Annotated in this window: 10 protein-coding genes; 4 read left to right on the forward strand and 6 right to left on the reverse strand. The window is 63.2% G+C overall.

What is annotated here, in order from left to right:
- Nucleotides 1–107 precede the first annotated feature (107 nt).
- From IFO71_RS06310 to IFO71_RS06320, 3 genes are all read left to right on the forward strand, one after another.
- Nucleotides 108–1,718, forward strand: a complete 1,611-nt coding sequence (locus tag IFO71_RS06310) for a 3-hydroxybutyrate oligomer hydrolase family protein (RefSeq protein WP_192028692.1) — start codon at nucleotides 108–110, stop codon at nucleotides 1,716–1,718.
- A gap of 29 nt (nucleotides 1,719–1,747) precedes the next feature.
- Nucleotides 1,748–3,055: a hypothetical protein gene (locus tag IFO71_RS06315; RefSeq protein WP_192028693.1), complete on the forward strand. Its 1,308-nt coding sequence runs from the start codon at nucleotides 1,748–1,750 to the stop codon at nucleotides 3,053–3,055.
- Between the two features lie 125 nt (nucleotides 3,056–3,180).
- A complete protein-coding gene (locus IFO71_RS06320) occupies nucleotides 3,181–3,831 on the forward strand; it encodes a hypothetical protein (protein ID WP_192028694.1) in 651 nt (216 codons plus the stop codon).
- Nucleotides 3,832–3,878: 47 nt separating this feature from the next.
- Here IFO71_RS06320 and IFO71_RS06325 read toward each other — a convergent pair whose 3' ends face one another.
- The 6 genes from IFO71_RS06325 to IFO71_RS06350 form a co-directional block, all read right to left on the reverse strand.
- The gene (locus IFO71_RS06325) at nucleotides 3,879–4,466 is read right to left on the reverse strand and encodes a nucleotidyltransferase family protein (protein WP_192028695.1); all 588 of its coding nucleotides are present in this window, start codon (nucleotides 4,464–4,466) and stop codon (nucleotides 3,879–3,881) included.
- 130 nt (nucleotides 4,467–4,596) lie between these two features.
- On the reverse strand, nucleotides 4,597–5,892 hold the full coding sequence (locus tag IFO71_RS06330) for an XdhC family protein (RefSeq protein WP_332309332.1): 1,296 nt from the start codon (nucleotides 5,890–5,892) through the stop codon (nucleotides 4,597–4,599).
- Nucleotides 5,831–8,008: a xanthine dehydrogenase family protein molybdopterin-binding subunit gene (locus IFO71_RS06335; RefSeq protein ID WP_225444437.1), complete on the reverse strand. Its 2,178-nt coding sequence runs from the start codon at nucleotides 8,006–8,008 to the stop codon at nucleotides 5,831–5,833. Before IFO71_RS06335 ends, IFO71_RS06330 begins: the two co-directional genes overlap by 62 nt.
- A gap of 81 nt (nucleotides 8,009–8,089) precedes the next feature.
- Nucleotides 8,090–8,554, reverse strand: a complete 465-nt coding sequence (locus tag IFO71_RS06340; protein ID WP_192028698.1) for a (2Fe-2S)-binding protein — start codon at nucleotides 8,552–8,554, stop codon at nucleotides 8,090–8,092.
- Between the two features lie 984 nt (nucleotides 8,555–9,538).
- Nucleotides 9,539–11,866 carry a xanthine dehydrogenase family protein molybdopterin-binding subunit gene (locus IFO71_RS06345; RefSeq protein WP_192028699.1) on the reverse strand — a complete coding sequence of 776 codons (2,328 nt, stop codon included), beginning with the start codon at nucleotides 11,864–11,866 and terminating at the stop codon, nucleotides 9,539–9,541.
- Nucleotides 11,863–12,330: a (2Fe-2S)-binding protein gene (locus IFO71_RS06350; RefSeq protein ID WP_192028700.1), complete on the reverse strand. Its 468-nt coding sequence runs from the start codon at nucleotides 12,328–12,330 to the stop codon at nucleotides 11,863–11,865. The genes IFO71_RS06345 and IFO71_RS06350 overlap by 4 nt, the downstream gene beginning before the upstream one ends.
- Nucleotides 12,331–12,563: 233 nt before the next feature.
- Between IFO71_RS06350 and IFO71_RS06355 the strand changes: the two genes are divergently transcribed.
- The gene (locus IFO71_RS06355; protein ID WP_192028701.1) at nucleotides 12,564–14,093 is read left to right on the forward strand and encodes an ankyrin repeat domain-containing protein; all 1,530 of its coding nucleotides are present in this window, start codon (nucleotides 12,564–12,566) and stop codon (nucleotides 14,091–14,093) included.
- Nucleotides 14,094–14,226: the final 133 nt, after the last annotated feature.

The raw sequence follows: 14,226 nt of genomic DNA on the forward strand, positions 1-14,226 counted from the left end.
ACCAATTCGAATGGGCTGCGCTGCTGTCCGAAAGTGCAACCGCCCGGTGGCTGAGGTCCGACCACACCGCCTTTCCTCCCGCTCCACAACCCGGCATGATCATGACAATGGCCGACCGTACCGACACCGCTCTGATCGCATTTCAACAGCGTCTGTACGACGATACAAACGATCTGTTGAGTGCCGGGTTGGGCTTGGAGGGGCTGCAGCGTCGGCTGCCGGCGCCCGAGGAGATACCAGCAGCCGACGAGCTGCGCCGACGGGCCATCTGGCACAACTGGAACGGCATTGCCTGCCTTTCGCGCGACCCCTTGTTGTGGCGCGAAGTTTTCGCTCGTCCGGTGCCCGGCCGCGAGTGGCACGCGCTGCTGCGCCCGCCCGGCGCAGAGCAGCCGCATCGGGTGATGTTGCAGGTACCGACGAGCTTCGACCCGCGGTTCCCCAGGTTGCTGGCGCTGGCCAGCTCCGGCTCGCGCGGCATCTTCGGCTCGCAAGCGCTGGCGGCCTGGGGCCTCAGCCGAGGCTATGCGGTCGTCAACACCGACAAGGCCTGCGGTACTGATTGGTTCGACTGCGACGCGCTGACCGCACCTGGCCTGGATGGCGTGCCCACCGACGATCCGCGACTGCGCGCATTCAACCCGACCGGCCAGGGAAAGGCGGGCGAGGTGTGGATCAAGCACGCCCATTCCTCTGAACACCCGGAATCGCGCTGGGGGGCCTGCGTGTCGCAGGCGGTGCGTCAGGCCTGGGCCTGGCTGTCGGAACAACATGAGGGCATTGGCCGGAACAGGCTGACCCTGGCCGCGGGCCTGTCGAATGGCGGTGCGGCGGTACTGCGCGCTGCGGCAGATCCTGCCATCGACGGTGTGGTGGCAGCAGCGCCCAATGTCTATGTACGCGGTGGCGGTCGCAGCTTCTTTCACTATGCCCAGGAAGCTGCACTGTGGATGCCTCTGGCCCAGGCCGACCGACGGCTTCGCGACGTGCCGACGCCCTTGCCCTTCGATCAGGTCAAGCAGATGGCCGAACAGCACTACCAGGCCCTGCGCGAAGCTGGACTGTTGGACGGCGAATCGTTCAATCAGGCTTGCCGGTCGGCACTGCGTCGCTTGCGCCGCTCCGGCTGGACTCAGGCCGGGCTGGGCGCCGCCCGACTTAGCACGGCGTTTGACTTCTGGTTTGCAGCGATGCAGGCCTACACGCCGGCACTGGCGCGGCTTGGGACGAGCGCACACCCGCTGGGGGCGCATTACTGCGGTCAAACCGAGTCAAGCTCGCCGGCTGGGCTGATTCGTGCGCTGCGCTGGAGCGATGGCGCCGGCATTGTTCCGGGCGCCGACGTGATGATCAAGCACAGTCTGTCTGCTGCCGAGCGGCTGCGTCGCGTCAATAGCCTGTTAAGCGGCGGCCTGCGCTCTGAGCTTTTGCGCGGCATGGCGGCGACGCACTGCCCGCCGGCTCCGCTCGACAAGCCGATCTACATTCTGCACGGCGTCGACGACGGCCTGATTCCGGCGCCGTTTTCCAGTCAACCCTATGTCCGTCGCGCGCGCAGCATGGGCGCGAACGTCGAAAGCTGGTTGCTGCCCCGGCGCCCGCATTTCGACGCCTTTCTGGGGCTGCCGGGCTATGGCGAACATCGTGAAGCGCTGCTCCCGCAGGTGTATCGGGCACTTGACGACCTGGCACGGCGTTTCGGCTCCCGATCCAGTTGAAGCAAACCCAAGCACGGATCACGGCCACTATGCCGACAACGGCCAACAACAAACGTCGCGATATGTACCTTTCCGAAGATCCGCCTGCGCATAGACGACCCGTGTTCTCCCTGCTTGCGTCAGGCTTTGGCTCTGCATTGCTGATTTATGGGGCTGCCATCCATGCGGAGAACTTGCCGCATCCTGCGTCTGGCGAGACGACGTCTCCTGCTGCGGAGAGCGCGCTGGCACTGAGTTCATCGGAGCTGTTCTGGCAGACTCCGAGCTGGCAGAACCTGATCGACTATGTGCAGACGCTGACCAGCGGTGCGGCACCCGGCCCGAAGGGCTGGCCGGAAGACCAGACCCTGCAGCGAATGAAGCGCACACTGGGCGATGGCGTTATCGGCCCTTCGCCCGCGCTGCTCGTTGATTGGGATGCTCTCGCGGAGGCGACGCGTTCGCAAGACGAATCGCATGAATCGTTACGTTCGGATCAGCCAACTGACGCGGCGGTGAGTCAGGACAGCCGACAAAGGGCAGATCAAGTACAGCAGGCCCTGGGTATTTACGGTCCGTTGCATGAGGCCTATACCGATGACGGTGCGTTCAGGTTGGTCGGCACGCTAAGTTCGATCAGGCCTCCCACGGTGAGCACATCCTGGTTCAAGACCGAATCTGAAGTGGCGCCTCCATCCTCTGCCGAAATGCTGAGTGGACGCTTCGATATTCCCGTCGTCATGCAGTTCGAGCCGCGGCCCGGCTTTACCGATGAAGCCGGATTCGGGTATTCGCCTGGGTTGTACGATATGTTAAGCAAGCGCCAGTTCCTGAAGGACCCCATTCAGCACGTGCGACTCTTCGACGACGGACGGCTGCACATCGAGTCGAGTCGTGCCGACAGCAAGGAAGTGTTGTGGTTCGAGGCTGACTCTCCGATGTGCGAAGGGTGGCTGCCAGGATTTTCCCATGGTGATGCGGACCAAGGCATCTGGGCCTACTTCGGTGATCCGGAGACAGCCCAGCGGGAGCACGCCCGCAGCCGCAAGGCCCGTGGCAGTCTGTATGAGTTCTACCTTGCCAAGCCGCTGCCCGAAAACCGCGCCAGCACGCGCAGCAGCGATCACGTACTTGACCGCTCGGCGACCGGTTTCGCCCGCGCCACACAGCACGAGTTCGACCTGGACCATGATGGTGTGCCGGACCTGCTGATCTGGGAAGGCGTAGGACAGGGGCCCGGTCACCTGGGTGAGGTGCTGAGCACGGATGATCCCTGGTACCGACTGGTATTGGTCAACATTGCTGGGCGCTGGAAGATACTGGGGCATGATCAATTTGCCTACGGCTGCGGATGCTGATCGGAACCTGCGACGGATCTACGTTCGCGTGGCAACGCAAGGCGGGCTGGCGCAGGGATTGCCAGTAGCGCGGTCTTGGCCTCAAGATTTCGCGTCCGCCACGAGACTGCAAGTCAAACGCCTCGATGGGCCGAATACTCAATCTGCGCCCGATCACGATCGGCCTGTTGGCTGGCGAAGGCATTGGCCACGGCATCTTGCTGCTGGCGTTCTGGTGGGGCGGCCTGCACTACGTAGTGATGTCCGCCACGATTGCCGTCGAGCTGGTGCTGGTGAATATCGCCAGCGCCATTCTCTGGCCCGCACGCGGCTTGCTGAAGCACAGCAAGGGAATATTGATTGTCTCCGTGCTGGCGGCCTTTCTGTTGATGATGACGGTGCTCACCTTCAACGCGGCCGACGGTGAACCTCCACTCGACGATTCCCTGCGGCCCTTGTTTGATGGCGCGCTGTTCTGGCCCCTGCTGTACTTGAGCGCGCACCTTGGGGTGTTGATGGTGCTCGCCCTGCGCTCTTCCGATCCGCGACTGACCTGGGTCAGTGGCGCCCTGGTGCAGGGGGCCATCAGCTTCTTTCAGCTATTCCTCATGTGTGGCGTGGCGGTCTTCATTTGTCGTCCGCTGATCGACTACCTACGCGATTTCGATCCAACCATCCCAGCCAGCCCCATCATCGGCAGCTTTGCGGTGATATTTCGCTTTGCCATGACTCTGTGGATCGTGCGCTGGCCGGAGAAGGATCTCGAACGCATCGCGCGCAATCCTTACGTCGACTGATCGGTAGACGGGGGTTAGCCCGGATATGACCTCATGAAATATCCGGGCTAGAGCTGTGCGAGATCGCTTTCGGAATCGACATCGCCGGGCCCCTGCGGACTGCGATACTCCACTACCTGTTCCGACGCCTGACGCAGCAGATAACGGGCACCTTGGTCGCCGTGCAGGGTTTGCAGAGCGGTGAAACTGCGGCGAGGGAATAGAGCGGGTACACCGCGAATGCCGTGGTAGTGTGAGGCGATGACGGCATCCGGGCGGTGATGAGACAGCTGGATCAGCGCGTTAAGCCAGGCGGTGTCGACACGGTACTGGTCGACCAGCATCAGCAACAGGTGCTGGGCGTGCGGGTCATCCTTTGCGTGGCTGGCGGCTGTGCGCAAGGAGGCCGAAAGCCTGGGTTCGGGATCGCTGACATTGATGCGCCGCAGCGGCTGCTGGCCGGACAGGGCCTGCCAACAAAGGTCGCCGTGTTTGCCGAGCACCACCCACACCTTTTCGACCAGTGGAGCGGCCTGATTGATGGCGTGTTGCAGGAGCGGAATGCCATTGATGGGCACGAGTTGCTTGGGTTGACCCAGGCGTTTTGATTCGCCGGCGGCGAGGATGGCGATGCGTAGGTGTGGGTGTTGAGCCATTCGCCTCAATGCCGCCGTGCGTCTGTGACGCCGCGCTCATAGGGTGCGTCTTGGACGCACCGTCGTCGGGTGGTTGGTGCGTGGGCGGTGCGTCCGAGACGCGCCCTATGATTGGGCAGCGCCTGTCGCTTCACGCCGCCATACCGTGCCGCCGACACTGCTGCCGATAGCTCTGCATCAATTCGCCGAGCACTGAAACCGCGAGTTCTTCTGGGTCACGGGCGCGCGGCAGCAGGCCGATTGGACCGCGGAGTCGCTGCAGGGCGGCCTCGCTGGCGCCATGCACGCGCAGTTGCTCTAGGCGATTCGCTTGGGCGCGTTGGCTGCCCATGGCGCCGATCATCAGGGCATGGCTGTCCAGAGCTTGCAGCAGAAAGGGCAGTTCCCAGTGATGGTCGTGGAACAGGGTGAAGCCGGCACTGAAGGCATCCCAGGGCAGGGTCGGCAGCAGCTGCGGACTCTGCAGCAGCCGGCTCTCAACACCGAGTTCGATCAGCAGGGGGGCTAGGGCCGGATCGGGGTGCAGCGCCACTACCTCGAGTTGGCTGGCGCGGGCCAAGCGGCAAAAGGCCAGCAAATTGTCGCCATTGCCAGCGACGAAGACGCGCAGGCGCGGTGCGATACGGATCTGCACGGCCTCATCGGTCGGGCTCGGCTCCGAATCCTGATCGATCATAAGTTCAGGAGGTTGGTTGGCGCTGCGCCAGAACATGTTGATCAGTCTTCTCTGATCGATATGTTCAGTGATTCGGGACAGGGTTGGGTGCGGAATGTCGCCGTCGAACTGCAGATCGAGCCCGCTGCCGCAGGGCAGGGTGAGGTCGATATAGGGCGAGCCGGCGCCATAGCGGATGCGCTGGCTTTGGCCGAGTTGCAGACAGGCGATCGCCCGCTCGATGACCGAGGTATCCAGGCAGCCACCGGAGATTGAACCTGCCACTTCACCGGCTTCGGTAACCACGAGCTGTGCGCCGAGGCGCCGTGGCGAGGTACCTTCGATGCCAACGATGGTGACTAGGCAGCTGCGCAGGCCTTCGCAGTGGCGTTGGCAGAGCAGTTGTAGCGGGTTGTGGATGGGAGAGCGAAAGGGAGGGGTGGTTGTTGTTGACGTTTCGCGCTTTGTTGCGGCGGGATTGTCATTTCCTGCGGCCAGATTGCCCCCTCTCCCCTCTCCCGCGAGGGGAGCGGGGCTTTTGGTGGTCGCTGAGTCGGATGGGCTTTCCAAACTTGTTGACTGGGCGCGGGGCTGCGGATCGAGTTTGCAGGCGGCTGTGGCTGGCGCTGTGCACGCTCTTGAGCCCCTCTCCCCTCGCGGGAGAGGGGTTGGGGAGAGGGGGAAGGCACCATCCCTAGCCATCGACGCCCTACGACGCCGCCTTGAACGGCAGATCGCGCACCCGTTTGCCGGTGGCCTTGTAGATCGCATTGGCAACAGCAGGCCCAATCGGCGGTACGGCGCATTCGCCGATGCCGGTGGGTGAGGCCGCGGATTTCAGCAGGTGTACCTCGATCTTGGGCATGGCCGCCATGCGTAGCACGGTATAGCCGTCGTAATTGCTTTGCTTGGCGGCGCCGCCTTCCAGATCGACTCGCTCGCCGAGAAAGGCGCTGAGCCCGAAGCCGGTGCCGCCCTCGAGCTGGGCGCGCACCACGTCGGGGTTCACCACCACACCGCAGTCCGAAGCCACCACACAGCGTTCCACCCTGATCCCGCCGCTATCGCTCTTCGACACCTCGGCCACGGTGGCAACAAAGCTGCCAAAGGAGGAATGCACGGCGATGCCGCGGTGGATGCCGGGTTTGGCCGGCTCATTCCAGCCAGCCCGTCCGGCGGCCAGCTGCAGTACGCCGCGTTCGCGTGCATCGGGCTTGAGCAGGGCGAGGCGCAGGGCGACCGGATCCTGCCCGCTGGCCTCGGCGATTTCGTCGATCAGGGTCTCCATCACGTAGGCGGTGTGGGTGTGACCCACCGATCGCCACCACAGTACCGGCACCGGGGAGGCTGGGTGCTGTACCTGCACCTCCATGCTGGGCACTGCGTAGGGCGAATCGACCACCCCTTCGATGGATGAGGGGTCGACGCCGTCCTTCATCATCGAGGCGAAAGGGCCGCCGGCGAATATCGAATGCCCGACGATGCTGTGATCCCAGGCGCTGATCTTGCCATCGGCATCCAGGCCCACTTTCACCTTGTGCAGATGCATCGGTCGATAGCGTCCGGCCCCCATATCGGCTTCGCGAGTCCATTGCAGCAGGATCGGCGCGCGGAAATTGAGAGCTTTGGCGATCTCGGTGGCCTCGACAAAGATGTCGGAGTCTGGCGTCGCGCGGCGACCAAAGCCGCCGCCGGTCTTCATGACATGCAGATCGACCTTGGCCGGCTCGATGCCGGCGATCTGCGCACAGGTGCCCTGTACCACGTCCGGCATTTGCAGCCCGCCGTAGATATGCAATCGCTCGCCTTCGCGATGGACGACAGCGTTAAGTGGCTCCATGGCAGCGTGGGCCAGGAACGGGAAACGATACACAGCCTCGATCTGCTTGTTGGAAGCGGCCAGGGCCGCGGCATTGTCACCGCGCTGCAGGGCGAGGCTGCCGGGCTGCGCGGCAAGTTGCTCGAACTCAGCGAACAGCTCGCTGCTGGAACGTGTTTCGGCCGCAGCATTGTCCCATTCGGCCTTCAAGGCTCGGCGGCCCTGTATCGCCGCCCAGGTGGTGTTGGCCACCACCGCCACCCCGCGGCTGATCTGCACCACATCGACTACGCCAGGCACGGCCTTGGCAACAGTGGCATCGAAGCTGCTGAGCTTGCCGCCAAAGCGCGGGCTGTGCAGCACGGTGGCGTACAGCATTCCCGGCAGCCGCACATCGATGGTGTAGGTCTGCTGCCCGCTTACCTTGTCCCGGGCATCGACACGCTGGGTGCTGTCCTTGCCGATCTGGGTCCAGTGCTCGGGCGATTTCAGTGCCACCTCGGTGGGCGGCGTGAGCTTGGCTGCCGCCTGCAGCAAGGAGGCATACTCCGCACGCTGGCCGCTGCCGTTGTGCACAATGGCAGCGTCCCTGGCTTCGACTTCACTTAGCGGTACGTTCCATTGTTGTGCGGCCGCCTGGCGCAGCATTTCGCGGGCCACAGCGCCGGCCTCGCGATAGCGTTGCCAGGAGGTGGGAATGCTGCTCGATCCACCGGTGAGCTGCAGGGCGCCGCCCATGGTGAGATTGCCGTACCAGGCCGGATTGCCGGCGCGGCCTTCCACCTTCACCCGTTCAATCGGCACCTCGAGTTCTTCGGCCACCAAGGTGGCCAGCCCTTGATAGGAATACTGGCCCATCTCGAACTGGCTGGAATACACGGTGACCTCGCCGTCAGCGCCGACAGCGAGATAGGCCTCGAACGGCGATGGCTTGCCTGGCGGCGGTGGCGTTGCGGCCGGATGCTCGGCACCGGCTTGGGCGATATCGGCATCCTTGGCCGGCGCAGGTGCTTCGCTGCTGCTGCAACCAATCAGCAGGGCGGCGCCGACATAGCTGACGCCAAACATGAATTGCCGCCGCGAAGGTTTGGGCAGCTGGCGAGTAACAAACGTAGGAACGACGCGACCGTGGAACATGGCGTACACTCCTTAACTAAGCGATTCAGCGGCAGTATGAATAGCCGCGCGAATTCGATGATAGGTGGCGCAGCGACACAATACGCCCGACATCGCGGCGTCGATATCGGCATCGCTGGGCTTGGGCTTGCTTTGCAGCAGAGCAATCGCCGACATGATCTGGCCGCTCTGACAGTAGCCGCATTGCGCCACCGCCAGATCGACCCAGGCCTGCTGGACGGCATTGGCTACCTTGCCGGTGGCCGCCGCGCCCTCGATGGTGGTAATCGGTTGACCGACTACACCGCTCACTGGCAATACACAGCTGCGCACCGGCTGCCCGGCCAGATGCACGGTGCAGGCGCCGCATTGCGCCATGCCGCAGCCGTACTTGCTGCCGGTAAGGCCGGCGAGATCTCTCAGCACCCAGAGCAAGGGCATATCGGGTGGCGCGTCGACCTTGACCGACTCGCCGTTGATAGTCAGTTCGAACTCCATGGCTTGCTCCTTCGTAGGCAAAGGGCTGGCTGGCGATGCTCGCCACAGCAGCTGCGCCAGACGTTGCCGTCCGGATGCAGGGCATGGACGAAGCAGGATTTCCAACGGCCGCTATGGTAGCGCTTATTGCGCTTGGTCGTAGGGTGGGCCTGTGGCCCACCATCCACATCCGAAGCGGTGGGCCGCAGGCCCACCCTACGCCGACCCTCTCATCGCCTGCTGCAACTGTTGTCGAATCGGCAGGTTACGAATGCGCATGCCGCTGGCGACGCCGGGCGCCTCTTTCATCCGCAGTCGGTGGGTGGGCCTGTGGCCCACCATCGACAACCGAAACGGTGGCCGCAGGCCCACCCTACGCTGACCCTCTCATCGCCTGCTGCAACGGTTGCCGAATCGGCAGGTTACGAATGCGCATGCCGCTGGCGACGCCGGGCGCCTCTTTCATCCGCAGTCGGTGGGTGGGACTGTGGCCCACCATCGACAACCGAAACGGTGGGCCGCAGGCCCACCCTACGCCGACCCTCTCATCGCCTGCTGCAACTGTTGTCAAATCGGCAGGTTACGAATGCGCATGCCGCTGGCGACGCCGGGCGCCTCTTTCATCCGCAGTCGGTGGGTGGGCCTGTGGCCCACCATCGACACCCGAAACGGTGGGCCGCAGGCCCACCCTACGCCGACCCTCTCATCGCCTGCTGCAATTGTTGTCGAATCGGCAGGTTACGAATGCGCATGCCGCTGGCGACGCCGGGCGCCTCTTTCATCCGCAGTCGGTGGGTGGGCCTGTGGCCCACCATCGACATCCGAAGCGGTGGGCCGCAGGCCCACCCTACGCCAGCTTTCTCATTGCCTCACGCAACTGTTGCCGAATCGGCAGGTTACGAATGCGCATGCCGCTGGCGACGCCGGGCGCCTCTTTCATCCGCGGTCGTAGGGTGGGCCTGTGGCCCACCATCCACATCCGAAGCGGTGGGCCGCAGGCCCACGCTACGCCAGCTTTCTCATTGCCTCACGCAACTGCTGCCGGATCGGCAGGTTGCGAATGCGCACGCCGCTGGCAGCGAAGATGGCGTTGCAAAGCGCCGGTGCCAGTGTGGGAATACCCATTTCGCCAGCGCCGGCGGGGTCGGCCTGGCTGTCGACGATCTTCACTTCGACGTCGGGCGCCTCTTTCATGCGCAGCAAAGGATAAGTATCGAAATTGCCTTCCACCACCTGACCGTCCTTGATGCTGATCTCGAGGTGCTGTGCAGTGCTGAGGCCATCGATCGTGCCGCCCATCATCTGGGCTTCCAAGCCCAGTGGGTTGATCACCCGACCGACATCAACCGCACATACGCAGCGTTCGATGCGATAGTTGCCGTCATCGCTAACACTGACGTCCAGCGCATGCGCGGCATAGCCGCCGAAGGTGAAATGGCAGGCGATGCCCAGGCCTCGGCCCTTGGGCAGCCGGCGTCCCCAGCCGATGGTGTCAGCGGCCAGCTTCAACACAGCGGCGAGACGGCCGGTGTCGAAAATCGGGCCGCCGTGATTGGAGTAGCTCAGCTGCTTCGGATCGCCCAATAGCTTCAATCGCAAGGCCAGTGGATCTGCACCGGTGGCATGAGCGACTTCATCGATGAAGCTCTGCACCACAAAGGCATTGGCGGTATGGGCCGGGGCGCGCCAGGAGCCGCGAGTCATGCCGGACTCGACGCCGAACCACTCCATGCGTACGTTCGGCAATAGCTGAGCCGGGAAATCGTCTGGATACAGCTCGGGCTGCCACATGTCTTCGGGCTTTACGTCTGGGCGTCGGTAGTACTTGGACGCACTGGCCAAACGATGTGCCCAACCAGTCACCTCGCCTTGCTCATCAACACTGGCAATCATCTGGTGATGACCGAAGGGCCGAAAGAAATCGTGACGCATATCGTCTTCGCGCGTCCACAATAGTTTGACCGGCTTACCCGATTGCTTGGATAGCAACACCGCTTCGGCAACGAAATCATTTGATAAGCGACGACCAAAGCCGCCGCCGACCCGGGTCATGTCCACTTGGATTGACTGGCGATCGATGCCGGTGAGCTGGTGAGCGATGCGTTGGGCGCCCGCTGGCTGTTGCATGGGGGCGATGATCCATACTTTGTCGGCTTGTACGCGGGCGAAGGCGTTCTGCGGCTCCAGTGGACAGTGCGAAACGTAAGGCTGACGGTAGGTGGCGGTGATCATTGTCTTGGCGGCTTTCGCCGCGGCATCGAAGTCGCCGTCATCACGCGCCATGATGCCCTTGCCCTGCAAGAGCCGCGCGCATTGTGCATCCAGTTCGGCGGAGGATTCCTTCGTCCAGGGCCCGCGCGTCCATTCGATTTTCAGCGCCTGCCGTCCTTTCAGCGCCGACCAGGTATCCACGGCCAGAACCGCCACCCCTGGCGCAAGATTGGCCGTGATCGGCTCGCCCGCCTTCGGCCCTTCGATGGCAAATACTTGCTGCACCCCAGGAATCTTCAAGGTCTCCGTGGCGTCGAACGACTGCAGTTCGCCGTCGAAATGCGGGCAGCGAGCGATGACGGCGGTAAGGGCGCCGGATGGGTAAACGTCGATGCCATACTGGGCGCGACCGGTGACGATCTCCTCGGCATCGACCACGCGCTTTGGCTTGCCCAAGATATGCCAGGTAGCCGGATCTTTGAGTTCTACCTCGCCTTCGGGGGCAGGAAGCGTGGCGGCGACGCTCGTCAGCTCGCCATAGCTCAATCTGCTGCCATCTGGATGCAGCACGTAGCCCGGCTCGGTACGCAACTGTTTGAGTTCGACATTCCACTGTTTGGCTGCCGCCTGCAAGAGCAGATGACGTGCCTTGGCACCGACTTGACGCAGATCTGCCCAGGCGTTCGGGATGCTGGTGCTGCCGCCCGCACCCTGGGGGCCAAAACGCCACTTCAATCCTGGCGAGGCGTCCGTCTTGTCGAGTCCAAGATGCAGTTGTCTGACCTCGACTTTGGACCAATCGGCATCCAGTTCCTCGGCAATGATCATCGGTAAGGAGGTCTTGACGCCTTGCCCGATCTCCGGGCAACGGGCACCGATGGTGGTTCGGCCGTCGCGCTCGATGCGAATGAACAGGCCGATGATGGTAGGAGGAGGAACCGCCGCCACCGCTCGTAGAGCAGTCAGTGGAACTGCAGCGGAGAGCAGCAGTGCACCGCTTGCGCTGAGCGACACGTTAAGAAAGCCGCGACGCGATACTCGCCATTGTTCGTCAGTCGAGAGACTGTGTTCGGAGGGCGCATGCTCGGCCAGACCCCACTCATCACGATGCCAGGCAGTCATGACCGCGCCTCCTCGGCGAGCAGGATCGCGGCTCGATGAATGGCCTTGCGAATGCGCGGGTAGGTGCCGCAGCGGCAAAGATTGGTCAGGCTGGCAATGTCTTCATCGCTGGGCGTGGGTACACGCTTGAGCAGGTCCACTGCTGCCATGATCTGACCGGCCTGACAATAGCCGCATTGCGCCACATCTTCTTCGATCCACGCCCGCTGTACCGCATGCAAGCGTTGTGTGGCCAGCCCTTCAATCGTAGTGATCGATTTGCCTTCCACTGCACTGAGAGGCAGTACGCAGCTGCGCGCGGCCTTGCCATCGACATGCACGGTACAGGCGCCGCATTGTGCGATGCCGCAGCCAAACTTGCTGCCGGTGAGCCGAGCATGATCACGCAGATACCAGAGCAAGGGCATGCTGGCATCGCCAGAGAATTCGGATGACTGACCGTTAAGGGTGAATCTCACCGGCATGGCGCACGCTCCTGGTCCAGGCGACTTTGGCACTGTAAACCGATCTGTCTGAGATGTCAGGGCGACAGCGGCGAACCGAGATGGTAGAGCGGTGGAATGGCGGCTCGCAGCCATGGTGCTCGAAAGCCCGCCTCACCCCACGGAAGAGGGGCTCGCTCGCTTCGGCTTCGAAGAGAGAAGCACCTGGGTAAGCCAGAGCGCTATGCTAGTGGCATCTCGACCAGGAGGCGCGCATGTCCCGCAGCGAGATGTTTGATGCGATTACGCGTGATGACGTGGCTAGGGTGGCCGAGCTTGCCTATCAGAACGTGCATAACGCGGCGCAGGCCGATCGTGAAACCGGGCGTACCGCCCTGCACGAGGCAGCGGCACAGGGGCGATGCGCCGTCTTGGCTGAACTGATGCGTTATGTGCTGAGCCACACCGGCAAGGACAACAGCGGCGACACCGTGCTGAGCCTAGCCTTGCGTGGTGGGCACTTTGACTGCGTCGAGCTGGTGCTAGCGCGCACGCAGCAGCTGTGGCCGGATGACCGCAATGCGGTGATGGCCTTGATCGAAGGCGGTCACGATCGGGCGGATATCGCCCTGGCCCTGTATGAACGCGGTGCGCGGCTGGTGCAGCCTGATGGTCGTGTGCCGGCCCTGGAAGCGGCGGATGCGCGTGGACTCAAGGGCATCGTCGAGGTGATCCGCGCCCGCATGCATGGCGAGGATGACCTGGTCGGCGCAGTCGAGGCAGACGATGTCGGTGCGATTGGCAGGCTGCTGGATTCACAGCGCGCCAAGATCCATGAAGTGGATGGTGAGGGCTGGCCCATTCTGGCCCGTGCCATTGCTGCCAGAGCCCAGCGCGCCATTGACTTCTTGCTCGAGCGTGGGGCGTCGCCCGATGCCTGGCTGCCCGATCGACGCGATCTGACCTCGCTGGCGCTTACGACAGGGATCGACACAGCACGCTATTGGGTGGCGCACAGCAATCGGCATAGCTGCGCGCGCAATGTGCCGGTGGAGTTGCATCGAGCCTGTCATGTCAGCGATCTGTCGGCACAAGCCGAAGCGAAACTGATCGACGTGTATGGTGTCTCACGCCAGCAGCTGCTTCAGGCCGCGGCCTGGGGTGGCAATCTTGTTCTGGTGAAACGACTGCTAAATCAGGGCGTGCAACCGCAGAGCGTGGCGCCCGCTGTGTTGCGGGCTGATTCTGAACTGCTTGATGCGTTGGTGAAGCAGGGGGCGGCGGTGAATGCCAGCGGACGCGATGGACTGCCGGTCCTGCATCTGTTGGCACTGGCTGAATCCGAGTCTGATGCAATCGCCATCGCACCGAGGTTGGCAGAGCTGGGCGCCGACCTCACCGCTCGCCATCGTGTTCACGGCGATGCCATCGACTTTGCCAAACGACTCGGCCGGGTGCAGCTCGCCGAGCGGCTGCGATTGCTCAGTGATGTGGCCAGGTGCCGCTGGCAACGCGAAGCACGCCAACGCGGCATCGTTCGCATTCGCTTCTATTACGACAAGGCCGATGGGGTGTGCTTCGCACCCAATAATCCGGATGCGCCGTTGGAAGTCGGCGGGGATTACGACGGTGCCTACCCGACCTCGGCCTCGAGTGGTCTGATGCAGATTGAAGGCAGCGGCCTGATCAATCGATTGAGCCCAGGACAGCGCAAGGTCATCGAGAAGCTGGCTCGTGGTGAGGATTTTGGCATCGATGAAGTCCTTGCAACGGTGACGGAACGGCAGGTGGAGTATCGAAAGTAGGTTCGGTCGTGGGGTGGGTCTGTCACCCACCAGCACACGATCTGAAGCTGCTGGAACATTGAAGCCCGCAACGGTGGGCGTCACGCCCCTATATCAAGGTGTGATGTCTTCTACACATACCATCCACCGAACA

This window comes from Pseudomarimonas arenosa (assembly GCF_014841215.1).
Taxonomy (GTDB): domain Bacteria; phylum Pseudomonadota; class Gammaproteobacteria; order Xanthomonadales; family Xanthomonadaceae; genus Pseudomarimonas; species Pseudomarimonas arenosa.